This is a genomic window from Stenotrophomonas sp. SAM-B, from assembly GCF_013387485.1.
GTDB classification, from domain to species: Bacteria; Pseudomonadota; Gammaproteobacteria; order Xanthomonadales; family Xanthomonadaceae; genus Stenotrophomonas; species Stenotrophomonas maltophilia_AA.
In genome coordinates this window covers 231784-256661 of record NZ_JABBXB010000002.1, presented here as the reverse complement: position 1 = coordinate 256661, position 24878 = coordinate 231784, and the positions used below count along the sequence as shown (strand labels likewise).

General features: G+C 67.7%; 22 protein-coding genes and 2 pseudogenes. 14 read left to right on the top strand and 10 right to left on the bottom strand.

Features of this window, described 5'->3' with window-relative positions; genetic code table 11:
* Window positions 1-95 precede the first annotated feature (95 nt).
* Window positions 96-539: a helix-turn-helix domain-containing protein gene (locus tag HH110_RS05435; protein ID WP_176988709.1), complete on the bottom strand. Its 444-nt coding sequence runs from the start codon at window positions 537-539 to the stop codon at window positions 96-98.
* A gap of 75 nt (window positions 540-614) precedes the next feature.
* On the opposite strand from HH110_RS05435, the gene HH110_RS05430 reads away from it, so the two are divergent.
* The 7 genes from HH110_RS05430 to HH110_RS05400 all read left to right on the top strand — a co-directional run bounded on the left by HH110_RS05430 (window position 615) and on the right by HH110_RS05400 (window position 9207).
* A complete protein-coding gene (locus tag HH110_RS05430) occupies window positions 615-1955 on the top strand; it encodes an MFS transporter (RefSeq protein WP_241696419.1) in 1341 nt (446 codons plus the stop codon).
* A complete protein-coding gene (locus HH110_RS05425) occupies window positions 1877-2311 on the top strand; it encodes a VOC family protein (protein WP_070425312.1) in 435 nt (144 codons plus the stop codon). The genes HH110_RS05430 and HH110_RS05425 overlap by 79 nt, the downstream gene beginning before the upstream one ends.
* A gap of 257 nt (window positions 2312-2568) precedes the next feature.
* Entirely contained in the window at window positions 2569-3186 is a 618-nt protein-coding gene (gene imuA, locus HH110_RS05420; RefSeq protein ID WP_176988707.1) for a translesion DNA synthesis-associated protein ImuA, read from the top strand.
* A 9-nt stretch (window positions 3187-3195) separates the two neighbouring features.
* Window positions 3196-4611 carry a DNA polymerase Y family protein gene (locus HH110_RS05415; protein ID WP_176988706.1) on the top strand — a complete coding sequence of 472 codons (1416 nt, stop codon included), beginning with the start codon at window positions 3196-3198 and terminating at the stop codon, window positions 4609-4611.
* The gene (locus tag HH110_RS05410; RefSeq protein ID WP_176988705.1) at window positions 4608-7712 is read left to right on the top strand and encodes an error-prone DNA polymerase; all 3105 of its coding nucleotides are present in this window, start codon (window positions 4608-4610) and stop codon (window positions 7710-7712) included. The genes HH110_RS05415 and HH110_RS05410 overlap by 4 nt, the downstream gene beginning before the upstream one ends.
* A gap of 110 nt (window positions 7713-7822) precedes the next feature.
* Window positions 7823-8329: a hypothetical protein gene (locus tag HH110_RS05405; RefSeq protein WP_176988704.1), complete on the top strand. Its 507-nt coding sequence runs from the start codon at window positions 7823-7825 to the stop codon at window positions 8327-8329.
* 110 nt (window positions 8330-8439) lie between these two features.
* A complete protein-coding gene (locus HH110_RS05400; RefSeq protein WP_176988703.1) occupies window positions 8440-9207 on the top strand; it encodes a YggS family pyridoxal phosphate-dependent enzyme in 768 nt (255 codons plus the stop codon).
* A 55-nt stretch (window positions 9208-9262) separates the two neighbouring features.
* On the opposite strand, the gene HH110_RS05395 is transcribed toward HH110_RS05400, so the two are convergent.
* Complete coding sequence (locus HH110_RS05395; RefSeq protein WP_176988702.1) at window positions 9263-10159, bottom strand: LysR substrate-binding domain-containing protein; 897 nt, start codon at window positions 10157-10159, stop codon at window positions 9263-9265.
* Window positions 10160-10257: 98 nt separating this feature from the next.
* Between HH110_RS05395 and HH110_RS05390 the strand changes: the two genes are divergently transcribed.
* Entirely contained in the window at window positions 10258-10449 is a 192-nt protein-coding gene (locus tag HH110_RS05390; protein WP_176988502.1) for a hypothetical protein, read from the top strand.
* Between the two features lie 313 nt (window positions 10450-10762).
* Here HH110_RS05390 and HH110_RS19380 read toward each other — a convergent pair.
* A pseudogene (locus HH110_RS19380) lies at window positions 10763-10933 on the bottom strand (AraC family transcriptional regulator); the annotation flags it as partial.
* Window positions 10934-10989: 56 nt separating this feature from the next.
* Here HH110_RS19380 and HH110_RS05385 point away from each other — a divergent pair.
* Window positions 10990-12267 (top strand): annotated as a pseudogene (locus HH110_RS05385) (chloride channel protein); the annotation flags it as partial.
* Between the two features lie 90 nt (window positions 12268-12357).
* Here HH110_RS05385 and HH110_RS05380 read toward each other — a convergent pair.
* Entirely contained in the window at window positions 12358-13344 is a 987-nt protein-coding gene (locus HH110_RS05380; RefSeq protein ID WP_176988700.1) for an MDR family oxidoreductase, read from the bottom strand.
* Between the two features lie 155 nt (window positions 13345-13499).
* Window positions 13500-14141, bottom strand: a complete 642-nt coding sequence (locus HH110_RS05375; RefSeq protein ID WP_176988699.1) for a TetR/AcrR family transcriptional regulator — start codon at window positions 14139-14141, stop codon at window positions 13500-13502.
* A 126-nt stretch (window positions 14142-14267) separates the two neighbouring features.
* Here HH110_RS05375 and HH110_RS05370 point away from each other — a divergent pair, with 126 nt between their 5' ends.
* Window positions 14268-16550 (top strand): TonB-dependent receptor, encoded by a 2283-nt coding sequence (locus HH110_RS05370; protein ID WP_176988698.1) that lies wholly within the window; start codon window positions 14268-14270, stop codon window positions 16548-16550.
* A 17-nt stretch (window positions 16551-16567) separates the two neighbouring features.
* Complete coding sequence (locus HH110_RS05365; RefSeq protein ID WP_176988697.1) at window positions 16568-17473, top strand: tyrosine-protein phosphatase; 906 nt, start codon at window positions 16568-16570, stop codon at window positions 17471-17473.
* Window positions 17474-17582: 109 nt separating this feature from the next.
* Here HH110_RS05365 and HH110_RS05360 read toward each other — a convergent pair whose 3' ends face one another.
* On the bottom strand, window positions 17583-18398 hold the full coding sequence (locus tag HH110_RS05360; protein WP_176988696.1) for a trypsin-like serine protease: 816 nt from the start codon (window positions 18396-18398) through the stop codon (window positions 17583-17585).
* 73 nt (window positions 18399-18471) lie between these two features.
* The gene (locus HH110_RS05355; protein ID WP_342589222.1) at window positions 18472-18939 is read right to left on the bottom strand and encodes a MarR family transcriptional regulator; all 468 of its coding nucleotides are present in this window, start codon (window positions 18937-18939) and stop codon (window positions 18472-18474) included.
* 66 nt (window positions 18940-19005) lie between these two features.
* On the opposite strand from HH110_RS05355, the gene HH110_RS05350 reads away from it, so the two are divergent.
* Window positions 19006-20493 (top strand): FAD-dependent oxidoreductase, encoded by a 1488-nt coding sequence (locus HH110_RS05350; RefSeq protein WP_176988694.1) that lies wholly within the window; start codon window positions 19006-19008, stop codon window positions 20491-20493.
* A complete protein-coding gene (locus HH110_RS05345) occupies window positions 20490-21230 on the top strand; it encodes a hypothetical protein (protein ID WP_176988693.1) in 741 nt (246 codons plus the stop codon). Before HH110_RS05350 ends, HH110_RS05345 begins: the two co-directional genes overlap by 4 nt.
* Before the next feature lie 43 nt (window positions 21231-21273).
* Here the strand turns inward: HH110_RS05345 and HH110_RS05340 are convergent, their stop codons facing one another.
* From HH110_RS05340 to HH110_RS05330, 3 genes are all read right to left on the bottom strand, one after another.
* Complete coding sequence (locus HH110_RS05340) at window positions 21274-21960, bottom strand: L,D-transpeptidase (protein ID WP_176988692.1); 687 nt, start codon at window positions 21958-21960, stop codon at window positions 21274-21276.
* 155 nt (window positions 21961-22115) lie between these two features.
* Window positions 22116-22385: a hypothetical protein gene (locus HH110_RS05335; protein WP_088433391.1), complete on the bottom strand. Its 270-nt coding sequence runs from the start codon at window positions 22383-22385 to the stop codon at window positions 22116-22118.
* Window positions 22386-22520: 135 nt separating this feature from the next.
* Window positions 22521-23354, bottom strand: coding sequence for a helix-turn-helix transcriptional regulator (locus HH110_RS05330; protein ID WP_206677531.1), 834 nt, complete (start codon window positions 23352-23354; stop codon window positions 22521-22523).
* Between the two features lie 39 nt (window positions 23355-23393).
* Here HH110_RS05330 and HH110_RS05325 point away from each other — a divergent pair, with 39 nt between their 5' ends.
* Window positions 23394-24860: an efflux transporter outer membrane subunit gene (locus HH110_RS05325; RefSeq protein ID WP_176988691.1), complete on the top strand. Its 1467-nt coding sequence runs from the start codon at window positions 23394-23396 to the stop codon at window positions 24858-24860.
* The last annotated feature ends 18 nt before the right edge of the window (window positions 24861-24878 follow it).

Below are 24878 nucleotides of genomic sequence, written 5' to 3'. Positions count from 1 at the left end.
AGCCCGTTACCGGCACTCCACCCCGGAAGAGTGGGCGAGCCTGTTCATGCCTGTCAACAGGATGCTTACATTTGGGACACTCTGGGGCTGGGGATTCACGCCGAAACTGGCTTGATGACACGGGTCTGGGCGGCCTCCACCACCTGCCCGCGCTGATCGCGCGGCTGCATCAGCGCCAAGGGGCGATCGTCGCTGTCGGCCTGCAGGACCGAGCGTGGTTCGCCCGGCGCGAACAGGAAGGCTTCGCCCCATTGGCGCAGCGCCACCACCAGCGGGAACAGCGCGCGGCCACGTTCGGTGAGCACATATTCCTGATAGCTGCGGCCTTCGGCCAAGGGCTGCTGCACCAGCACCTCCGCCTCCAGCAAGGCCTGCAGGCGCTGGCTGAGCATGCTCCGCGACATCCCCAGGCGGCGCTGGAAATCGCTGAAACGGCGCACCCCGTCGAAGGCCTCGCGCACGATCAGCAGCGACCAGCGGTCGCCGACCAGATCCAGCGCGCGCCCGACCGGGCAGGTTGTCATCGACTCGGTGGCCATCAGGATTCTCCGCTCAAGGTTTCATTTTAGAACCACATGCCGCAGAATCAACTGGTTCTATTTTGAGACTGAATGATGGCGACCACCGCCCCCGGCATTTCCCCTTCCCCGCTTCCCTCCGCCCTGCTGATGCTGTTCGCCTGCGCCGCCGGGCTCAGCGTGGCCAATGTCTATTACGCGCAGCCCTTGCTGGATGCGCTGGCGGCCGATCTGCAGATCAGCACCGGCCGCATCGGCGCGGTGATCGCCGCCACCCAGCTCGGCTCGGTGGCCGCCCTGCTGTGGGTGGTGCCGCTGGGCGACCGCATGGAGCGTCGCCGCCTGATGGCGATCCAGACAGTGGGCCTGGTGCTCGCCCTGCTGGCCGTCGCGATGGCCGCGCAGGCCTGGAGCCTGTTGCTGGGCATGCTGGCAGTGGGCCTGCTCGGCACCGCGATGACCCAGGGGCTGATCGCCTATGCGGCCGCCGCCGCAGGCGAGCACGAGCGCGGCCGCGTGGTTGGTGCCGCACAGGCCGGCGTGGTGGTCGGGTTGCTGTTGGCGCGCGTGGTGGCGGGCGCGGTGGCCGATCTGGGCGGTTGGCGCGCGGTGTATCTGCTCTCGGCGGCGCTGATGGTGGTGACGGGCACCCTGCTGTGGGCGCGCCTGCCGCGGCTGCCGGTGCCCATCACGTCCAGCGCGCGGACCGGCGTGATCGCCCTGCTGCGGCAGCAGCCGGTGCTGCGCCAGCGCGGCGTGCTGGGCCTGCTGCTGTTCACCGTGTTCGGGCTGTTCTGGAGCAGCATGAGCCTGCCACTGAGCGCACCGCCGTATGCGCTCAGCCACACCGGCATCGGCGCCTTCGCGCTGGTCGGCCTGCTCGGTGCCTTGGCGGCGGCACGCAGCGGGCACTGGAGCGACCGTGGGCATGCCGGTCGGGTCACCACCGGCGCCCTGCTGCTGATGCTGCTGAGCTGGGCACCGATCGCGGCGATGTCCCACCACCTGGGCTGGCTGGTGCTTGGCGTGCTGCTGCTGGACCTCGCCGTGCAGGCGCTGCACGTGACCAACCAGAGCCGGATCCTGGCCGCGGCCCCGCACGCACAGGCGCAGGTGATCGCCGCGTACATGCTGTTCTACGCTGCAGGGAGTGGATTGGGTGCGCTGGCCGGCAGTGCGCTGTATGCCGCCCATGGCTGGAACGCGGTATGCGCGGCCGGTGCCGGCGTGTCGCTGCTGGCACTGCTGGCGTGGTGGGCGATGACGGGTTATCACGCCATCACCGGTGGTCATGAGCCCTGCCCGGTTCCCGGCGGAGCGCGGATCGATAATGACTGCTCACGTCCCGGAGCAACCGCATGCCCCCACACCGCCACTTCGATCAACTCTGGCGCGACCGCAATGACACCTCCCGGCAACGCAGCCCGCGGGTGCTGATCCGGGTGTTCGTCGGCCCGGGCGAACTGGAAGCGCGGGTGGCGTTCTACGAGCAGTTGCAGGGCGTGGTCGCCGATGCGGGTTTCCCGTTCCCCGAGGCCGGCCTTCGCCTGGCGATGGTCGGGGCGTTCCTGCTGATCGAAGGAGCGCCGGACAAACTGGCCCCGTTCACCTCCACCACCGGGACGCTGCTGGTCGATGACGTGCAGCCGTATTACGACCGGCTGGTGGCGGCCGGGGCGCAGATCATCTTCCCGCTGCAGGTCGTGCCTACCGGCGCGGCCTTCAATGCGGTGCATCCGGACGGCACCGTGGTCGAGTACGTGCACCACCGGCCCGATCCACAGGGGCGCTGAGTAGATCCACGCCATGCGTGGATGCCCTCCATTACGCACTTGGCCATCCCGTCTGGCGCGCTGCCATTCTGCTCTCGCTGAAGCATTCAGCACCCCCAACCGGTTCGGAATCGGGCGGCCGAATTCGTTAGCATTTTTACTAATTGCGGGTAGGATTGTCGGTCTCAGCCTTTGACACGCGTGCTGCCGATACTCGCCGCCATGCCCTTGTTTCCCGCCCGTTTCCGCCTGCTCCAGCCCTGCCGGGAGGCCCGCTGATGGGCGCCGTGCTGGCCCTGGACCGGCTGCTGGAAACCCGCCGGGTCTGGCGGGGGCAGCCACGTGCGGCCTTCCCGGAGGTGGCCCCGCACCCCACCGGTCACCCGGCGCTGGATGCCCGCCTGCCCGGCGGTGGCTGGCCGCCTTCGGCGTTGTCGGAGGTGCTGCTGGCTTCGCCCGGGGTCGGTGAGCTGGCCTTGGTCTGGCCGATCCTGGCACGGCTGAGCCAGCAGCAGCAGACCGTGGTGCTGATCGCTCCGCCGCACCTGCCGCATGCCCCGGCCTGGGCCCGCGCCGGGCTGGCGCTGGGCCAGGTGCAGGTGGTCCAGGCCAGCCCACGCGATGCGCTGTGGGCCGCCGAACAATGCCTGCGCTCGGCCGCCTGCGCGGCGGTGCTGTGCTGGCCGCAGCAGGCCGATGACCGGGCGCTGCGCCGGCTGCAGGTGGCGGCTGAAACCGGCCAGTGCCTGGGTTTTTCCTTCCGCGATGCCCGGCATGCGCGCAACCCCTCTCCGGCCGCGCTGCGCCTGCAGCTCGACGATGGCCAGGTGCGGGTGCTCAAGTGCCGTGGCGGGCTGGCACCGGCGCAGCCCTTGCCGCTGGCCGTGGCCCATTGAGCCGCCGCCGTGGACTGGGCCTGCCTGCTGCTGCCGCACCTGGCGCTGGACGCTGCCCTGCGCCAGCAACCGGATCCGGCCGCGCCGCTGGTGCTGGTCACCGGGCCGGCGCAGCGGCGCGTGCTGCATGCGGTCAGTCCCTCGGCACGGCAGCTCGGGCTGCGCCGCGGCATGCTGCTCTCGGCCGCGCAGGTGCTCACCCGCGACATGCTCAGCGTGGAGTACGACCCACGCGCCGAGCAGGCCACCCGCCAACTACTGGCGAGCTGGCTGTACGGCATCAGCTCGCAGGTCAGCCTGGATTTCCCGCACGCGCTGGCATTGGAAATCCGGGCCAGCCGCGCCCTGTTCGGTGATTGGCCGAAGGTCGAGCAGCGCCTCACCCGCGGCTTGACCGAGCTGGGCTTCCGGCATCGGCTGGTGGCCGCACCGAATCCGCATGCCGCCAGTGTGCTGGCGCGCGTGCATGGCCGGCTCGGCGTGGATGCGCACCAGCTGGACGCGGCCCTGGCCCAGGTGCCGATCGAACGCAGCGGGCTGCCGGTCGAGGCGGTCACGGTGCTGGCGCGGTCGGGCCTGCGCACACTGGGCGCCGCGTTCGGCCTGCCACGGGAGAGCCTGGCGCGGCGTTTCCCGCCGCAGGTACTGGCGCACCTGGATGCGCTGCGTGGGATCAGCACGCCGCCGCTGCGCTATTTCCAGCCACCGGACCGCTTCGATGCGCGCATCGAGTTCGAGTACGAGGTCGAGTCCACGCAGGCGATGCTGTTCCCGCTGCGGCGGCTGACCGCCGACCTGGCCGCCTTCCTGTGCTCGCGCGATGGCGGCGTGCTGCAGTTCGATCTGTGGTTCGAACACGAAAACCACCCGGATACGCGGCTCTCGATCGGCCTGCTCGCGCCCGAGCGCGAACCCGCGATGCTGTTCGAGCTGGCCCGCAACCGTGTCGATCACCTGCAGTTGCCGGCGGGCAGCCGCGGCCTGCGGCTGCAGGCCGAGCAGCTGCCGCCGTTCGTGCCGGCCGCACGCGATCTGTTCGACCCCCGCCCGCAGCAGGCGATGCCGTGGGAGCAGCTGCGCGAACGCCTGCGTGCGCGGCTCGGCGATGACGCCGTGCAGGGGCTCGGGCTGCGCGCCGAGCACCGGCCCGAACGCGCGAGCGGCGATGCCCAGGGCGCCCCGAAGGTCCGGCCCCCGGTGCTGCCGATGCGTCCGGGCTGGCTGCTGGCGCAGCCACAGGCGCTGCAGGACCCGCACCTGCGCATCCTGTCCGGGCCGGAGCGGATCGAATCGGGCTGGTGGGATGCCGGCGACATCCGCCGCGACTATTACGTCATCGAAACCGGCCAGGGCCAGCGCGGCTGGGCCTATACCGCCGCCGATGCACGCAGCGGACCTTTCATGCTGCACGGCTGGTTCGCATGAGCGCGCCGCCGTTGCCCGGGTATGCCGAGCTGCACTGCCTGTCGGCCTTCAGTTTCCAGCGCGGCGCGTCCATCGCCGAGGAGTTGTTCGCGCGCGCCAAGGGCCAGGGTTACCGTGCGCTGGCGATCACCGATGAGTGCTCGCTGGCCGGCATCGTGCGCGCCTGGCAGGCCGCGCAGAAGCACCAGCTGGCGCTGATCACCGGCGCCGAATTCCAGCTGGAGGACGGCCCCAAGCTGGTGCTGCTGTGTACCGACCAGGGCAGCTACGCCGCGCTGTGCCAGCTGATCACCACCTGCCGCCGGCGCGCGCCCAAGGGCGAGTACCGCTGCCTGCGCAGCGACATCGGATCGTTGCATGCCGGCCTGCTGTGCCTGTGGGCCGACGCCACCCCGGGCATCGAGGATGCACAGTGGCTGCAGGCCTGCTTCCCGCAGCGGCTGTGGCTGGCGGTTGAACTGCACCGCGAGGCCGACGACCGCGCGCGCCTGCTGCGCCTGCGTCGTTTCGGCCGCGACCAGGGCATTCCATTGGTGGCCAGCGGCGATGTGCACATGCATGTGCGCCGCCGCCGCGCGCTGCAGGACACCCTCACCGCGATCCGCCACCACTGCACGCTCGGCGACGCTGGCTGGCGCCTGTTCGCCAATGGCGAGCGCCACCTGCGCACCCGCCAGGCCCTGGCCACGCTGTACCCGCCCGAGCTGCTGGCCGAGACGCTGCGCATCGCCGAGCGTTGCCACTTCGATCTCAAGCAGCTGCAGTACACCTATCCGCGCGAACTGGTGCCGGCCGGCCACGACCCGGCCAGCTGGCTGCGGGTGCTGGTGGAGGAAGGCATGCGATGGCGTTGGCCAACGGGCGCGACGCCCCAGCAGCGCCACCAGATCGAACACGAGCTGGCGCTGATCCACACCAAGCAGTACGAGTCGTACTTCCTGACCGTGCACGATATCGTGCGCTTCGCGCGCAGCCAGCAGATCCTCTGCCAGGGCCGTGGCTCGGCCGCCAATTCCTCGGTGTGCTACGTGCTGGGCGTGACCGAGATCGACCCCAGCGAGATGGCGCTGCTGTTCGAGCGCTTCATCTCCGCCGAACGCGACGAGCCGCCGGACATCGACATCGATTTCGAACACGAGCGCCGCGAGGAAGTGCTGCAATACGTGTTCAACCGCTACGGCCGCGAACGCGCCGCCTTGACCGCGGTGGCGATCAGCTACCGTGGCCGCAGCGCGGTGCGCGATGTGGCGCGGGTGCTGGGCCTGCCGCCGGACCAGGTCAACGAACTGGCCGCCTGCCTGGACCGCTGGAGCAGCCACGAGCCGCTGCCCGAGGCATTGCGCGAGCGCGGCTTCGATCCGGAGACGCCACTGATGCGGCGCGTGGTCGCCCTGACCGCCGAACTGGTCGACTTCCCGCGCCACCTGTCCCAGCATCCGGGCGGCTTCGTGATTTCCGAACATCCGCTGGCCACGATGGTGCCGGTGGAGAACGCGGCCATGGCCGACCGCACCGTGATCCAGTGGGACAAGGACGATCTGGATGTCACCGGCCTGATGAAGGTCGACTGCCTGGCGCTGGGCATGCTCACCGCGGTACGCAAATGCCTGGCGATGCTGGAAGCGCATGGCGGACCGCCGATGACCATGGCGAAGATTCCGCAGGGCGATGAGCCCACCTACGACATGATCTGCCGCGCCGACACCTTGGGCGTGTTCCAGATCGAGTCGCGCGCGCAGATGGCGATGCTGCCGCGCATGCAGCCACGCTGTTTCTACGATCTGGTGATCGAAGTGGCGATCGTGCGCCCCGGCCCGATCCAGGGCGACATGGTCCATCCGTATCTGAACCGACGGAAGAAGCTCAAGGAAGAAGGCATCGAAGAGATCGACTATCCCCCCGCGCTGGAAAAGGTGTTCAAACGCACCCTCGGCGTGCCGCTGTTCCAGGAGCAGGTGATGCAGCTGGCAGTCGCCGCCGCCGATTTCAGCCCCGGCGAGGCCGATGCGCTGCGCCGTTCGATGGCCGCCTGGAAGCGCCACGGCGGGCTGGAGCCGCACCGCGACAAACTGCTCGCCGGCATGGCCGCCAACGGCTACAGCCGCGAATACGGTGAGCGCCTGTTCGAGCAGATCAAGGGATTCGGCAGTTATGGCTTCCCGGAAAGCCACGCGGCCAGCTTCGCGCTGATCACCTATGTCAGCTGCTGGCTCAAGTGCCACCACCCCTCCGCGTTTGCCGCCAGCCTGATCAACAGCCAGCCACTGGGCTTCTACACCCCGGACCAGATCCTGCAGGACGCGCGCCGCCATGGCGTGCCGGTGCTGCCGGTGGACGTGCGTTACAGCGCGTGGGACTGCACCCTGGTCCCGCCCACCTCGCCAGGTCGCCCGTTCGGCATCCGCCTGGGCCTGCGCCTGGTCGATGGTTTCAGCGAGGCGGTCGCCAAGGGACTGGTACAGGCGCGCCACCGCGCGCCCTTCGACAGCGTCGCCGACCTGAGCCAGCGCGCGCAGCTGGACCGTCGCCACCAGGGCCTGCTGGCCGATGCCGGCGCACTCAAGGGCTTGAGCGGCCATCGCCATCGCGCACGCTGGGAGGTTTCCGGCGTGGAGAAGCCACTGCCGCTGTTCGAGACCGCGCGCGCCACCACTGAAACCGCCGTGCCGCTGCCGCTGCCGAGTGCCTTCGAGGACATGCAGGCCGACTACAACAGCACCGGCACCACGCTGGGCCGGCACATGGTGTCGTTCATCCGCAGCCAACTGCGCCAGCGCCGTTGCCACCGTTCCGACGAACTGAGCGCACTGCCGCACGGGCGCAGTGTGCGGTTTGCCGGCCTGGTGCGCATGCGCCAGCGCCCACAGACCGCCAGCGGCGTCACCTTCCTCACCCTGGAAGACGAATGCGGCATGGTCAACGCGGTGGTCTGGCGCAAGATCGCCGACCGCCAGCATCGGGTGCTGGTCGAAGCGCAGTTGATGCAGATCGATGGCCGGCTCGAACGCGTGGACGGCGTGCAGCACCTGATCGTCCGCCAGATGCACAACATCGACAGCCTGATCGACGGCGTGCGCACCCACAGCCGTGATTTCCGCTGAGCCATCTCGTGACCCACTTCACACTCTGAATTCAATTCCAGAGTTTTCCGACTGGTGTCGTGAATGGCCTATCCGGTATGGTCGCACCCTTCCAAGGATCCGGAGACGGTATGTCGCGCGCGCTGACCCTCACCACGCTGGTTGTATCCAGCCTTGCTCTGGTGGTTTCCGGATGGACCGCGCTGCGCCTGCACCAGAGCCAGTCCGATGAGCGTGTCATCACCGCGCGGGGCCTGATCATCCGCGATGCCAACGGCCAGGCGCGGGTGATCCTCGGCGCGCCGGTCCCCGACCCGCTCACCAAGGGCGTCACCCAGGGGCCGCGCGCGTCACCGCTGTCGGGCCTGATCCTGATCGGTGCCGACGGCTCCGAGCGCGGCGGGTACGGCACCGCCGATGTCGGCGACGAGGCGATCCTCACCCTGGACGATGCCACCGGCACCACCGAAGTGTTCAAGGTCACCGCCAACCCGGACCGCGGCGCCACCCTGGTGGTCAAGCACCAGAACAGCACCGGCGCGATGCTGACCTCCTGGCAGGGCAAGCCGGAGCTGATCTTCCTCAACAACGACGAACAGTCGCACTACGTCAGCCCGCACTCCGCTGCGGCGCCGTGACATCGGCGGGCGGTGATTTTCGAGTAGCGCTATGACAACCTGTCCGTTGTCACGGGACCGCCCTGCCGGCGCGCCGACGCGCCGCAGCCGTCCCCGCTTCCGGAGCCCCCATGCCCATCGCTGCCCCCACCTGGCCCCAGGCCACCACCGTCGACGAGATCCGCCACAACCTGGAGGCGGTGCGCGAACGCATCGTCCGCGCCTGTGCACTGGCCGGGCGCGACCCGGCCGGCGTACGCCTGCTGCCGGTCAGCAAGACCGTCGATGAAGCCCGCCTGCGCATGGCGTGGGAAGCCGGCTGCCACGAGCTCGGCGAGAACAAGGTGCAGGAAGCCCAGCGCAAAGCCGCGGCCATGGCCGACCTGCCCGGCCTGCGCTGGTCGGTGATCGGCCACCTGCAGACCAACAAGGCACGTGACGTGGCGCGCTTCGCCAGTGAGTTCCAGGCGCTGGACAGCCTGCGGGTGGCACAGGCGCTGGATCAGCGGCTGGCACTGGAGCAGCGCACGCTGGACGTCTTCGTGCAGGTCAACACCTCCGGTGAGGACAGCAAGTACGGCCTGGACCCGATCGAGGTCGCCGACTTCGTGCAGCAGCTCCCGGCGTTCCCGAACCTGCGCGTGCGCGGGCTGATGACCCTGGCGTTGTTCTCGTCGGACCCGGAACAGGTACGCCCGTGCTTTACACGGCTGCGCGACCTGCGCGAGCGGCTGCGCCCCACGCTGCCACAGGGCATCCGCCTGGACGAACTGTCGATGGGCATGTCGGGCGATTTCGAAATCGCCATCGAGGAAGGTGCGACGGTCGTACGGGTCGGCCAGGCCATTTTCGGCGCACGCTCGACCCCGGACAGCGCCTACTGGCCTGACCCGACATGAGCCGCCATCGCCGGGTCATCGATTCCTACGACCAACCCGCGGCCCCGTTCCACGGTTAGCCCGCGGTACGCATGTGCAATGCATGCTCGGCCGCTTCGGCGTGCAGCCAATCGCGAAAAGCCAGGAAGCCCTGATGCGTCGCCGATCGCGGCGGGTACACCAGCCAGTGCGACCAGCGCGTTTTCAGCCGGTGCGGTGACAGCGCGATCAATTGCCCGGAATCGAGCAGCAGGCGCGCCCGCGTCACCCGCCCCAACGCCACGCCGATGCCATCCAGCGCGGCGCGATGGTGTGCTTCGGAATCATTGAGCATCGCCACATAGCGCGCCGGTGGAGTGTCATCGACCAGCGCAAACCACCGGTCCCACTCGCCATCCGGGTCGCCCAGCAGCGGCCAGTCCGAGATGGGCTGGCCATCCACACCACCCATCTGCTGTACGAGTGCAGGACTGGCCATCGGCACCAGCCACTCGTCGAACATCGGCTCGGCGGTCAACCCCGGCCACTGGCCTGCACCTACGCGCAGCGCCGCGTCGATCTGCAACTGGCGTGCGAAATCAGTGAGGCGTTCGCTGGACTCCAGATTGATCTCGATCTGCGGATGGGCGGCGACGAACCTGCCCAGTCGCGGCACCAGCCAATTGGAGGCCATCGAAGGCAGCGCACTCACCGTCAGGACCCGGTCATGGCGCGCCGCGAACGGCTGGAACGCCTGCCCGATCGCGTCCAGATGGGGTGCGACCTGATCCAGCAACCGCTGCCCTTCCGGCGTGACCCGCACACCGCGTGGCTGGCGCAGCAACAACGGATAGCCGAGGCGCTGCTCCAGTTGCCGCATCTGGTGGCTGAGGGCGCTGACCGTGAGGTTCACCGTCTCGGCCGCGCGGGTCAGGTTGCCCAGCCGCGCCGCGGTGACGAAGTTCTGCAGCGCCTGCAGCGGTGGTCGGGACATCTGACTTGATCTCAGCTCAAGGGTGGCTTGCAGGAATATCGCTTTTTATGCCCGCATCCTGAACTTATCGTCAACTCCATTCAAGTGGAGATACGCGCATGAACCTGTTCGGCGGACTGCTTTTTCTGCAGGGGCACATCACCAATGTTGCGCTGGCCCGGCAACTGGCCGGCGTGGATGCCGTGGACGGCGAGACGGGCGATGGGCCGGAGGACGCCGCAGCAGGCGTATCGCACTGCGGGGAGGTCGCACCGGACATCGTTACAAAGACATGCCCGAGCAACCGTTGATATCACCAAGGCGGCTGACGCGCCCTGGCGCCCTGTCCGCCACCGGATGTGCCATGCTCGCCCCGTTGCAACCAACTGGAGAGCGTCGCCATGGCCAAAGGCCTGAACAAACAGAAAGAGCAGAAGAAGAAACCTGCCAAGACCGCCAAGGAAAAGAAGGCGGAGAAGAACGAAAAGAAGACCACCCGCGGTTTCGCCCCGGTCTGACCGGCGGTTCTACCCGCTCATTGCCCGGGCAACATGGGAGTGCGGCCACACCACGGTGTCCCGCAGCTCCTCCCGCTACATCCCGCCGCAACCGGCACGCCAACGCTCATGCGTCGGCCAACCTCAGTCTCTGCGCATCCGTCGCCGGCGGCATCCCGAACAGCCGCGAACGCGCCTCCCGCTTCCGCAACTGCGCCCTGAACTCCAGCGGGCTCATCGCCGTGACCGACTTGAAGTGCGCATGGAAACTCGAGCGACGCATGCCGGCAATGCGAGCGCAAACCGACAGATTCAGTGAAAAGACCGGCGGATCGCCGTGAGACAATGCGGTGCATGACCTCACCCGACCCTCAACGCCCTCTTCTTTCCAGGGATGCGTGGAAGCGCCGTGCGGCCTTGTGGGGCGGTGCGGTGGCCGTGGCCCTGGTCGCGATCGTGTTCGCCAAGGCCAGCGACGCCGCCTTCAGGGTGTTCCAGTCGATCATCGCCCACTCGATCTGGTGGGCATTGCTGGTGACCCCGGCGGTCTTCGCGCTGCTGGCATGGCTGACCAGTGGCGCACTCAAACCCACGCGGGGCAGCGGAATTCCGCAGGTAATCGCGGCGCTCGATGTGCCGACACCGACGTTTCGGCGGGACAACCTCTCGCTGGGCGTATCGGCAGGCAAACTCGCCCTGACCACCCTGTCCCTGCTCGGGGGCGCCTCGGTGGGCCGCGAGGGCCCTACCGTGCATGTCGGCGCCAGCGTGATGTACATGTTCGGGCGATGGTTCGGATTCCGCGATCCCAAGGAGCTGTCGCACTTTCTGCTGGCCGGGGGCGCAGCCGGTATCGCGGCCGCGTTCAACACGCCGCTGGCGGGCATCGTGTTTGCCATCGAAGAACTCAGCGGCCGTTTCGAGCACCGCTTCTCCGGCACGCTGCTGACCGCGGTCATCGTGGGTGGCGTGGTGTCCCTGGGCCTGCTCGGCAACTACACCTACTTCGGCAAAGTCACCGCGACCCTGCCGCTCGGCCAGGCCTGGCTGGCGATCGTCCTGTGCGGCGTCGTCGCGGGCCTGCTGGGCGGTGTGTTCGCCAACGCCGTGCTGCTGACCATGGCAGGCCGACCACGCTGGCTGGGTCAGCTGCGGCAGCGCCATCCCGTCCTGTTGGCTGCCCTGTGCGGGCTCGCCCTGGTCCTGCTGGCGGCGGCCTTTGGTGCGGGCGCCTTCGGCACCGGCTACGAGCAGGCCAGGGGGCTGGTCCAGGGCGCGCCCTCGGTCGGCCACGAGTTCGGCCTCATGAAGCTCCTCGCCAATCTGGTGTCCTATGTCGCCGGCATTCCCGGCGGGCTGTTCTCGCCCGCCCTGGCCGTCGGCGCCGGTCTGGGCCACAACCTCGCCGCCATCATGCCCTCGGTCGATGAGCGCATCTTCGTCCTGCTTGGGATGTGTGCCTACCTCACCGGGGTGACCCAGGCACCGCTGACCTCCGCGGTCATTTCGTTGGAACTGACGGACAGCAGCGACATGCTGCTGCCCATTCTGGCGACGGTGCTGATCGCGCGCGGCGTCTCCGGCCTGGTGTGCCGCGTGCCGATCTACAAGGCCATGGCCGAACATCTGGTCAAGCCGCTGCAGGGCGCCCACCCGCCGCCGGCGTAGGGCGTTGATCAACCGCAGGCGCGTGCTGCCCCTCGCCCGCGTGTGCGGGCCGGATCACGCGTTGACGTCCACTACGGTGCGGCCCTGCACGCGGCCCTGCAGTACCTGCCCGGCAAGTGCAGGCACCTCGGCCAGCCCGATCACCTGCGTGGTGCGTGCCAGCTTGCCCAGGTCGAGATCGCTGGCCAGGCGCGTCCACGCCTGCTCGCGCGCTGCGTAGGGCGCGTTGACCGAATCGATGCCGGCCAGCGTCACGTTGCGCAGGATGAAAGGCAGCACGGAGCCCGGCAGATCGGCCCCCTGGGCCAGACCGAAGGCCGCCACCACACCGCGATAGCGGGTCTGTGCGAGCACGTTGGCCAAGGTATGGCTGCCCACCGCATCGATCGCACCCGCCCAGCGTTCCTTGGCGATCGGCGCACCCGGTTGGGACAGCGTGGCGCGGTCGATGATCTCGGCCGCGCCCAGCGCCTTGAGATAGTCGGACTCTTCCAGCCGGCCGGTCGAGGCGACCACCCGGTAGCCGAGCGCGGACAACAGCGCGATCGCGATGGAGCCGGCACCACCGTTGGCGCCGGTGACCAGGATGTCACCCTGGTCCGGTGATACACCGCCATGTTCCAACGCCAGCACCGACAGCATCGCGGTATAGCCGGCGGTGCCGATCGCCATCGCGTCGCGGCTGGAGAAGGCCTCGGGAATCTTCACCAGCCACTCGCCCGGCACGCGCGCCTTCTGTGCATAGCCGCCGTGATGGGTCTGGCTCAAGCCCCAGCCGTTGACCAGCACACGGTCGCCGGCGGCGTAACCCGGATGGCTGGAGCTCTCGACCACGCCGGCCAGATCGATGCCGGGGATCAGCGGGAAGGTACGGATCACGGGCGAACGGCCGCTCAGCGCCAGCGCGTCCTTGTAGTTCACCGTGGAATACTCCACGGCAACGGTCACGTCGCCGGGCATCAGATCCTGTTCGGTCAGGTCGACGACGCCAGCCGTGATGCTGTCATCGCTTCGCGTGGCGAGAAGGGCTTTAAAGGACATGGGATCTCCGGTTCCGGTGCATGAGGGGCGTTGCAGAGGAAACCAGTGTGCGCACGGCGCTGTACCGTCCCGTTAAATGGCTGCCGTTCTAGCGTCCACTCATGGGGTAGGACCCGGCACAGACGTCACCCTCCTCGACCCCGGGTGACTACGTCTCACTCGGCCAGCACGCTCGCAATCGCCACCGCCAGCAGCCCCCGCACGGTCTCCGCCGCGAGGTCCGGATCGCGAACGGCACGCATCGCCAGGCCTTCGACCAGCAACCGCATCAACAACGTGCGGCGTTCCAGATCGGCGTCTTCGGGGGTGCGGCCGCGCGCGATGTCGTGCTGCCGCAACCACGCGGTGATCGCCGCACTGGTCAGCCTGTCGTGCCGGCGCAGCACCTCGGCCACCACGGGATCGCGATGCGCTTCGGCGGTGATCTCCGCATACAGCGCGACATTGGCGATGGCATTGCCGCGGGTCTCCAGCGTCTCGCCGCGCGCCCACAGCTGGTAGCAGCGCAGCAGCCCGTCGACCAGATCGGCGGCGGCCGGCATGTGGCCGATCGCCTCCTCGTCGTGCGCGAGCTGCCGTTCGATCAAGGCCAGGATCAGTGCGCGCTTGTTCTGGAAATAGCGGTACATCAAGCCTTGGCTGATCTCCGCCTCCGCGGCGATGTCGCTGATCGAGCCGGCGTGGAAACCACGGGCGATGAAGCAGCGCTGCGCGGCATCGAGGATGCGTTGTCGCTGCGCTTCCGCACGGGCGGCGGCGGTGTCATCGGCGGCGCCGGAAAGGGAATTAAGCGTCATTGCTCGTCATGGCAGGCGTCCAGTTGAGGACGGATGGTACGACAGCCGGCGGCTGAATGAACGGTCATTCATCTGTCATTTTGCGCGCCCAGACTGCGCCGGCCCCCTCCTTCCATGAACACTCCGATGCGCCACGCCCAGCTGCACCGCCACCTGTTAGCCCTCGCCATCGCCACCGCCCTGCCCGGCCTCGCCCTGGCCAACGACGCGGATACCGCCACGACCACCGATAGCGCCGCCCGCGACGTCGTCGCGCTGGATCAGGTGGTCGTCACCGCCCAGAAGCGTGCCACCAATCTGCAGGACACCCCGATCTCGGTCTCCGTGGTAGATGCCGAAGCACTGAAGGACCGCAGCGCGATCTCGATCGGCAGCCTGTCCGATGGCTCGATCCCCTCGCTGCGGGTCACCCCGTTCGCGACCCGCAGCTCGGCGCTGAACATCGGCATCCGCGGCATCGGCGCCTCCGGTGATGCCAACCAGCCCGCACGCGATGCGGGCGTTGGCGTGTATGTCGACGGTGTGTTCATGGGCCGCGCGCAGGGCCTGGGCAGCATGCTGTACGACGTGGAGCGCATCGAGGTGTTGAAGGGTCCGCAGGGCACACTGTTCGGCCGCAACACCGAAGGCGGCGCACTCAGCATCGTCACCCGACAGCCCACCGGCGAGTTCGGTGGCCGCGTGAGCGCAGGCGTCTCCAACTACAGCGGCTACACCACCGGCCTGCACCTGGATCTGCCGAAAGTGGGCGACGTCAGCTTCAAGATCGACGCCGTGCAGGCCACGCGCGGCGGGACCACCGACAACCCGATGCGTGGCGAGCGCGACTTCAACAGTTACGACAAGCGCGGCGCCCGCATCACCGCGCTGTGGCAGCCCAGCGACGACTTCTCCGCGCTGTATGCCTTCGACCGCTCCTACGATGCCACCACGCCGTACCACACCCAGCTGCTGGTCCCGGGCCCCTACGTGAGCCCGCTGCAGAAAGCCGGCGCCAACGAAGATCGACGTGATTCCGCCATTCTCGGTGGCCCGCAGGAAGACAACATCGGCCGCACCAGCGGCCACCTGCTCAACCTCGGCTGGACGCTCAGCGACAGCCTGGAACTGAAGTCGATCAGCTCCTACCGCGAACTGACCCAGGGCCAGTTCGACATGGGCCTGGTCGACGCGATCTCCGCCTATGGCGGCCCGAACACGCCGTTCGGCCGCTACAGCCTGGCCCAGGTCTACCAGCACCAGTACAGCCAGGAATTCCAGCTGATCGGCACCACCTCGCAGGTCCAGTTCCTGGCGGGCGCCTTCTACTATCACGAAACCGCCGGCGACAACGCGCAGACCCCCAACATGCTGCTGTGGGGGCCGGGCGGCAACAGCTACACGCTCAATCCCGCCACCAACCCGTTGAACCTGGGCAACGTGCGCGTCGATCGTGCCAGCAAGGCGTGGACCGACAGCCTGGGCATCTTCGGCCAAGCCACCTGGACACCGGCCTCCCTCGAGCGTCTGCACCTGACCGCCGGTGGCCGCTACACGCGGGATGACAAGAAGGGCAGCCTGTACATCGTCAACGGCGCGGCCACCGATCTTGCCTTCGACGATGCGTGGGGACGCTTCGACCCAATGGTGAACATCGCCTACGACCTCGGCGAAAACGCGATGGTGTATGCCAAGTACAGCACCGGCTTCAAGGCCGGCGGCGCCAACTCGCGCTCCACGACCTACACCGCCTTCGCCCCGGAAGAGGTCACCGCGCTCGAGCTCGGCTTCAAGTCGCAGTTCTGGGACAACCGCGCGCGCCTGAACCTGGCGCTGTTCGATTCGAAGATCGAGCACAAGCAGATGGATTTCTCGCTGCCCTTCGACCCCAACAGCGGCGAGACCCGCACCACGATGGTGACCACCAACGCGCTCAGCAACGGCACCTCGCGCGGTGCGGAGCTGGAATTCAACGTGATGCCGGTGGACAACCTCACCGTCGGCCTGAACTACGCCTACACCCGGATCGATGCGCAGAGCGCGGTCGACCCGTTCGGCGCGGGCGTGCAGGTCACCGTGCAGCCGCTGCTGGCGCCGAAGAACGCCGGCAGCGTGTCGTTGGACTACCTGCTGCCGTTCGCCAATTTCTCCGCGCTCAAGTTCCACCTCGACGGCAACTGGTCCGACGGCTACTACACCAGCGAGTACGACCAGATGCTCACCGACAGCTCCTTCATCGTGAACGCCCGCGTGGCGCTGATCGACGTCCCCCTCAACAGCACGGGCTCGACCCTGGCCGTCTCGCTGTGGGCGCGCAACCTGCTCGACGAAGAACACCTGTTCTACAAGCTCAACAACGCGTCCCTCGGCCAGAGCGGGATCTTCAATGATCCGCGCACCTATGGCCTGGACGTCACCGTCACCTTCTGATCGCCCTGGAGATTCCGATGAAGAACCGAAGCACCCCACTCGCCCTTGCCATGGCCCTGAGCCTGCCGATGCTCACCGGCGCCGGTATCGTACTGGCCCGCGCGCCGGTCGCCGAGACTGCTGCCGCCGCCACGCGCACCACCAACGTGCAGCCGGTCGCCGCCGACGCACAGCGCGTCATTCCGCTGCAGGGCGCATGGAACACGCGCACGTTTGCCGGCCTGCAGGGCACCCATGGGCCGATCCCGGCCAGCGCGTTCGTGCGCACTTCGGACCTCGGTCGCCTGACCGCCGCCGACCGCGACGCACTGGCCGCCGCCGGCGTCACGCTGGATATCGACCTGCGCACCGCCGATGAGCAGGCGCAGTCGCCGGACCTGCTGGCCGACGATCCCCGCTTCGCCTACCAGCGCACCTCGCTGATGGGGACCGAGAAGATGGACCTGCAGAAAATGATGACGACGTTCCCGGACTCGCTCGGCGCGGCCTACGTGCAATGGCTGGATCACAGCCAGCCGCAGTTCAAGCAGGTCTTCCAGCGCATTGCCGCCGAGCGCGACGGCACCGTGCTGTTCCATTGCACCGCCGGCAAGGACCGTACCGGCATCATCGCCGGGCTGCTGCTCGACCTGGCCGGCGTCCCGCGCGCGGACATCGTGCACAACTATGCGATCTCCGCGCATTACCTGGAAGGCCAGCCCAAGGACAGCGCGATGAACGCGCAGATCATGGAACTGATCAGACAGAACCCGGAGATCGGCAGAAAGATGGCCGGCATGTCGGGCACCGCGCCGGAGAACATGGAGATGGTCCTGGTGGCCCTGCATCAGCAGTACGGCGGTGCCGAGGGCTACCTGAAGTCCATCGGCGTCAGCGAGGCGGAGATCGACCAGCTGAAGGTACGGTTGGGTCAGGCGGGCTGATCTGCGCAGCAGGGTGCGTGTGGGCCACGGACGGTCCACACGTGACGCAGCGGACGTCGCGTGGCGACGCTCGCCACTGCCATGACGCGCAACGTCCAGATCGCACTGCCTACGGCTGCTCGGACATCACGCGTTGAATCCAACCCGCGTAGTGGCTCATCCGCACATTGCAGGTCACCTGGCCATAGCGCCCGGGTCGAGCCGTCAGCACATTACCCTGCACGACCTTCCAGGCCCCCTGCCCGGCCAGCAGCCACTGGCCATCGCGCTCGATGAGCACCGGGCCACCGCTGTCGCCGTTGCCCAGCACGCCCTCGAGGGGCAACGCTTCCGGCGGTTCGTCGAACACGTAGCAGAGCCAGCGGTCGTAGGCACTGGTGATCCGGTTGAACGCACGCCGGAGCTCGGTGCGATTGGGGCCGTTGGGAGAATGCCCGGTGGCGCCGGTACCCGTTGCGCCCTTCCCCAGGATTTTCGCGATCTGACCGGCCTCGTCGCTGTCGCTGTACAGGGCCACCGGCGTTACGTCCGTGACCGGCGTCTTCAACCGGATCAGCGCAACATCATCGCCCGAGGCGAGAAACACCACGATCAACATCGCCTCGCCACTGGCCATGGCCTGATCGATCAACGTCTGCGGCAGGGTCCTGTAGCCCGGATGGGTGATGACGCGCTCAACCTCCCGCGCGGTTCCGTTGATCACCACCTGCTTGAGCCCGGCATGCATCGGCAGCGTGTGCGCGGCGGTCAGGACCCACTGTGGTGCGATCAGCGCGCCGTGACCCTCGCCGGGCATGTCCGCGAGAGCGGGAGACTCGCTGGCAGGAACGCGGTACGCGGCATCCTCCACATCGTGGCGAATGACGATGGCACTGGCGGGTAACGACACCGCAAGCAGCAGCGGAAGCAGCAGGAATCCTTTCACGTGTGATGCCTTGAGGTTCTGACAGGGGCGTGCAAGCGACGGGCGGAGGCGCTGAAAGGTCCGCGGTGCGTCGTTACGGCTCCCGCTCGCGGGCTTCCAGCGCGCTGGCGAACTGTGCCATCAAACGGACCAGCTCCGATACATCCTGCGCGGACCACGACGCGAAGATCTCCCTGCCGATCCGCTCGCGTGCCGCGTCCAGCCGATCGGTCATGGCCTTGCCCTTCGGCGCGATGGTCGCCTCACGGATGCGGCGGTCCTCGGGGTTTCCACGACGTGTCACCAGCTCCATCGCCGCCAGTTTGGCGACCTGCCGGCTGATGGTGGTGTAGTCGCGGCCCAGCCGGTCGGCCAGGTCCACTACGCCAATGGGGCCGACCCGCTCGATCACCACCAGCAGGCGGAACAGGGCCTGGTCCAGCGTCACCCCAGCCTCCTGGATCAGCCGCTCATCGTTGCGCGGCCGATTCATCACGCTGGCGAGGCTGACCATGGACAGGTGCAGCGACTTCAGCGCGGCCGAATTATGTGTATCTTGCACCTTCTTTTTCGCAGGCATAGCATCCCCTCCAAGTAAGTGCATATTACACACACCTGGAGCAGCGACATGGGGACGACCCCTGAAGTAGTGATCTGCGGCGCCGGCGCTGCCGGCCTCACCCTGGCCATCGAACTGGCCCGCCGCGGCGTGGCATTCCGCCTGGTGGAGCAGCGTGAACACCCCTTCCATGGCTCACGCGGCAAAGGCATCCAGCCGCGCAGCCAGGAAGTCTTCGAGGACATGGGCATCCTCGATCGGCTGTTCGCGGTCGGTGGGCCCTACCCTGTGTCCCGGATCCATCGCGCCGATGGAAGCAGCATGGACACGGCGGTCGTCGAGGGCGCACCGGCCACGCCCGCCGAACCCTACCGCCAGCCGCTGATGGTTCCGCAGTTCCTCACCGAGGCCGTGATGCGCGATCGTCTGGCCGAGCTGGGCCACCAGGTCGAGTTCGGGCATGGACTGATCGGCTTCGAGCAGGACGCCAACGGCGTGACCGTTCGTCTTGCCACCCCCACCGGGGAGCAGACGCTTCAGGCGCGCTATCTGGTCGGCGCCGATGGCGGCCGCAGCTTCGTGCGGCAGGCACTGGATATCGGCTTTCCGGGCAAAACACTGGGCGTGCGCGCGGTGGTGGCCGACATCGTGCTGAAGGGACTGCCGCGCGATGCCTGGCACAGCTTCAACGAGGACGACATGGCGCGGCGCATCTCGCTGTGCCCGCTCATGGGAACAGCGCTGTTCCAGCTGCAGGCCCCCGTGCCGCTCGACGGTGACGTGGATCTTTCCGTCGACGGGCTGGCGGACATGGTGCGCATGCGTACCGGCCGCGACGATCTCGCGGTGCTCGATGTCTGTTGGGCGTCGGCGTACCGGATGAACGCGCGCTTGGCCGACCGGTACCGCGACGGCCGCGTGTTCCTCATCGGCGACGCCGCCCACACGCATCCGCCGACGGGCGGCCAGGGCCTGAACACCAGCGCGCAGGATGCCTACAACCTCGGCTGGAAACTGGCCGCGGTGTTGAAGGGTGCGCCGCAGGCCCTGCTGGATACCTACGAGGAAGAGCGCCGCCCCATTGCAGCCTCGATGCTCGGGCTTGCCACGACGCTGCTCGCCCAGGCCCAGCGCGGCGACAACCGCCGCGGGCGCGACGTGCAGCAGCTCGATCTCGCCTATCCAGAATCGTCACTCACGCTGCCTGCCGACGCCCGTAGCGGGCGCATCGCGCCGGGCAGTCGGGCGCCGGATGCGCCGCTGCAGGGCGCGGGTGGACAGCGCGTACGCCTGTTCGACGTGCTGCGCGGAACGCATTGGACATTGCTCGGCTACGCCTGCGATCGGTCCAACGCCCCCTCGCGTGCGGGGTTGCGCGTCCACGTCATCGGCCCGGCTGGCGACCTGCACGATGTCGAGGGGCACTTCGTCGAGGCCTATGGCGTGCAACCGGGCGAGTGGCTGCTGATCCGGCCGGACGGCTACGTCGCCGCCGTGGTCGACACGTCACGCATCGAAATACTGGAGGGGCATTTCGGGCACTATTCCTCACGATGAACACCTTCCACATTGCATTGGCTGGCGTGCTGAGCCTGTCCCTGTCAGCGGCAGCCCATGCCGCGCCCGTTCCGTTCACTGACTATGCTGAGTTCTACCGGTCACTAGGCGGCAACCTGTTCCCGGACGCCGGGACACCGTTGGCGCTGCCCTGCGCGGAATCGCCGCGAAACTGCATCTGGGTGACCTCGATGCGCCAGGCACTGAGGCGCTACGATCAGCCGCTGTGGACCACGCCGGGCGATTTGGCCATGTCGCCACCGAAGGGAACCCCCGACGTTGCCTTTGATGGCCAGGCCGTGATGGTGGATGCGCGGCGCTGGCCGCTGGGCAGCGCCGTCAGCCTCGGACCAGAGCGACGGGCCAACGGCGCGCACATCCATCCTGAGAGCGTCGCAGACGTAACAGCCTGGCAGCGCGGCAGCTCGGTGTGTCTGGATGTCCGGCACGCCGGCAGTGGCGCGAGCGTCCGCTACACGACGGTGCTCCTGCTGCACAGTGATCGCCTGTACATCCTGCCGCCGCTGTTTGGCACCTGCGCGGCCGTCCGGGAAGCGCCCCGTGGTGGGTTCAGCTATCCCAGCAATGCCTACCTGGGAGCTGAGCAGGAAAACCATCCGATCGGCCTGCAGGTGGACTATCTGCTGTCCGACGGCAGCACGCGCATCGCGCGCTATCTGCTGCACTTTTCGGATCCGGGCGACCCCTACAGTTTTGAGGCGTCGCTCGACCCATGACAGCAACGGGGGGTGCGTGACGGCCTTGGCCGATCACGCCGGCCTACTTGCCGGTGGCACCCGCGTCTGCTCCATCCTTCGCCTGCGCGGTCGCGCGACTCTTCGCGAACTCAGGGAAGGTCTCCGCTATCGAGGCTTTGTCGGGCAGCACGTAGAACACCCCGCCGCGCTCGAACGTGGATTGAATGATCTGCTCGTAGAAGGCCGGCGAGACATTGATGCAGCCATGGGTGACACGATTGTCGTCCGGCGACGCCGATGCCAGCCGCTCGGCGCGTCGCTCTTTCGGGACGCCCGTCGCCGTCGGGTGGATGGAGACGGCGGAATCGTAGTCCACCCACAAGACGCGGCCCGCGTCAATGGACGGCCCGAAGCCGCCCACAAAGCGCCCGGCGGGCGTCGTGCGATCCCGGCCTGGAATTTCGCGCAGGGCGAGACCGGCGATCCCCGGCGCGATATGGTCGCCGGTCGCCGAGCCGAACAGCCCGGGAGCGGCACCGCGAAGCCGACCTTCGCCGTCGAAGACCAGGATCTGCGCAGCGGCCTTGTCCATGATCGCGAACGGATAGCCTTGGCTGTCCTTGCTCGCGACGATCCAGCCCGCGAGTTCAATCACGGTCTCGGACACGTTCTGCCCTTGCGGAAGCTCATCGACGGCGGCGGCTGGCTGAGCGGGAGCATCCTCGGCGCTGGCCACGCCGATGCTCGTGAACGCCAGCGCTACGGCCAATGCGCCACGCAGGGCCCGGGTTACAGGGTATGAGTGCGTACGGATGGGACAATTCCTTGCATTGAAGACTGTACAACCACAGGAAACCAGTGGCCCGCAAAGGCCACTGGTTTCCGATTCACACGTTACTTGCGTGATACATGGTGCGGGAACGATCAGCCGCGCGGCTTGCGACGCGGTGCTTGTTCGAGCTGCTGGACGCGGCCCTCGATCTGATCGAGACGCTGGTTGGCCTGCTGCGCCGACTGATTGGCGGACTCTGCGCTCTGCGCCGCGCCCTGCACCTTCACGTCGAGCTGGTCGAGGCGGGAGTTGATCGTTGCAAACTCGTCTTTGTAGGTCGCACAGGCACTCAGGCCCACGGTAGCGACAAGCGCCACAGCAAGCGTACGCGCGGTCGTCAGGTGTTGTTTGGTCAGAATCATTGCACTGCCTCCTTCTTATGGGGTGTTCGGACTATAGCGGCCTTTACGCCAGAGCCATGACCGGCATTCAGTTGAAGCTGGGCGACGTAGAGAGAGCGTGAAGGACATCCTCCTCTTCGGCTCAGCCCGAAAACCTCACACTTTGGAGACCAGATACTCCGTTGGTGACACCCCAAGAGAGCGGCGAAACATGGCCGAGAACGCGCTTGGGCTCTGATACCCATGCTCCAGCGAGACCTCGAGGATGGAGACGCCCGAGGCGAGACGCGGCAGGCTGAGCAAAAGGCACATTCGCCGCCGCCAGTCGCCAAAACTCATGCCGACTTCTCGATGGAACAGCCTCGCCACCGTTCGCCCGCTTGTGTTCATCTCGCGCGCCAGGCCTTCCAGCGTTACCGGTTCAGCGGGCTCGGTGATCATTCGTTCGCAAAGGCGCAGCAGCTTGAGATTGCGCGGCAGCGGGACATGCAGTTGAAGCCGGGGAGCCACTTCGATCTCGTCAAGGATCAGGTCCATGACGCGCTGGTCGCGCCCCCCATTGCCGTAATCCAGGCGGATCGCGGTAGCAGCAATGATGGCCTCACGCAGCAGCGCGGATACCTCGATGACCTCGCAGTGGGTGGGAAGGCCGGACCGCACCTGCGGTGCAAGGTAGAGGGTCCGCATGGCGACATTGCCGGCGATGTGGATTCCGTGGACGACATTTTCAGGCATCCACACCGCCCTGCCGGCCGGCACCACCCAGCTTCCAGCAGCGCTGACGACCGTCAGCACGCCGCTGAGTGCATGGATCAACTGCGCCCGCGCGTGGCTGTGCGGACGGATATGTTCACCATGGGGATGTCGCGTGGCCAGGGCTGCGACGGGGCGGTCGGTGGCGTGGCAATCGCTGACAGTGCGTTTTTTGTCCATATCTCGACGATGGTAGTCCGCCAGGCGGGAGAAGGACAGACGTGAGGCTGGTGTCATGGATGCCTTGGCTCCACGACACCCACAAGCCCCTCGTCCATGATCGTTTCCCGTCCTTTCTTGTTGTGTTTGCTGGCTACCACCGCCCTCTCCGGATGCGCCGTGGGTCCAACGCGCTCCCCCCGTTCCACCCTCGACGCAGCGCCATCGTTGAACCCATCAGACAGCACGAGCGTGGGCCTGCCCACCGTGCCTCGATGGTGGAGCCTTTATCAGGACCCCACGCTGGATGCGCTGGTCAGCGAGGCGCTGCAGAACAACCGCGACCTGCGGGTGGCTTCGGCGAATCTCGCCGAAGCCCACGCGATGCTCCTGGAACGCCAGGACAGTCGCCTGCCGGTCACCACCGTGTCCAGCGACATCGGGTATGGCAGCACGGTCAGTGACCAGATCGCAGCCGCGTTGGATCAAACCGGGGTACGCACCGGACCGCGCTACACCGCGGGGCTTTCGTCAGGCTGGCGGCTCGACCTGTTTGGCCAGATCGCCAGCAGCATCCAGGCCGCCCGCGCCGACGAGGCGGCAACCCTGGCCGCTGAAGACAGTGTTCGCGTTGTCGTAGCCGCCGAAACGACGCGTGCCTACCTGGACAGCTGTGGCTTCGCCGCGCGCGCAGAAGTGGCGCAAAGGTCGCTCGCCGTAGTCACGCGCAGCCTGGAACTGAAGACCGCGCTGCGTGATGCGGGTGGCACGACGTCACTGGATGTCGCGCGCTCGGCGGCGCTGATGGAACAGGCACGTGCAGCAATTCCGGCCATCGAAGCCGCGCGGCAGAATGCGTTGTACGAACTGGCCGTGCTGACCGGACGTCCCCCGGATCATCTGTCCCCCCCTGCGACGGGCTGTGTCAGCGTGCCTCAACTGACGGCACCGATCCCGATCGGAGACGTGACAGCACTGCTGCAGCGCCGGCCGGATATCCGCGAGGCGGAGCGGCGGCTTGAGGCCAGTACCGCGCGCATCGGCGTAGCCATGGCCAGTCTGTATCCGACAGTGTCCATCCTGGGTTCCGTAGCCAGTTCCGCGCCGACCATGGACGGCATGCGCGACCACGGCTCGATCGTCTGGGGTGTGGGGCCGGCACTGTCCTGGCACTTTCCCAACCGCAACGCCGCGCGTGCGCAGATAGCCAAGGCCGAGGCCCAGGAAGTGGCCGCACTTGCACGCTTCGACGCCGTGATCCTGACGGCACTCAAAGACGTGAAGCAGGCGCTCGCCACCTACGCGGCGGCAGTGCGCCGGCAGAGCGCCCTGGCAATGGCAGTCCAGCAGAGCCGCGAGGCTGCCCGCCTGGCCGGGGTGGGCCGCCGCGCCGGCGCGATAAGTGAACTGGATGCGCTGGATGCGCAGCGCCGGAATGTCGAGGCGGAAGCGATGCTCGCCTCGGCGGAGGCCGACGTTGCCTCGGACCAGGTGGCCTTGTTCCGCTCCCTCGGTGGCGGCTGGGAACAGGCGCCCGCGGTACGCCGACCTGTGATCACTCGCGCTGTCGATGCGGCGCGCTGAACCCCCTTCCCCCTCCTC